Below are 243 nucleotides of genomic sequence, written 5' to 3'. Positions count from 1 at the left end.
TTCGACAGGGTGGGGTGGATCTTCCCCTTGGCGATGAGGCGGTTGGCCTCCCACGCCTCGCGGTAGTTGGCGAAGTGGGAGCCGATGATGCGCTTCAGCGACATCCACAGGTAGCGGTTGTCGTACTGGTGCATGTAGCCGGAGGTGGAGGCGCAGGTGGTGATGGTGCCGCCCTTGCGGGTGACGTAGACGGAGGCGCCGAAGGTCTCACGGCCGGGGTGTTCGAAGACGATGTCGATGTCC

Annotated in this window: 1 pseudogene; it reads right to left on the bottom strand. The window is 64.2% G+C overall.

What is annotated here, in order from left to right:
• A pseudogene (locus ACSNOD_RS32030) lies at nt 1-243 on the bottom strand (crotonyl-CoA carboxylase/reductase); the annotation flags it as partial.

Origin of the sequence: Streptomyces sp. URMC 123, assembly GCF_051386515.1 — a bacterium.
GTDB lineage: Bacteria > Actinomycetota > Actinomycetes > Streptomycetales > Streptomycetaceae > Streptomyces.
Note: the sequence above shows the minus strand (reverse complement) of the source record. Positions and strands in the feature narration are given on the sequence as shown.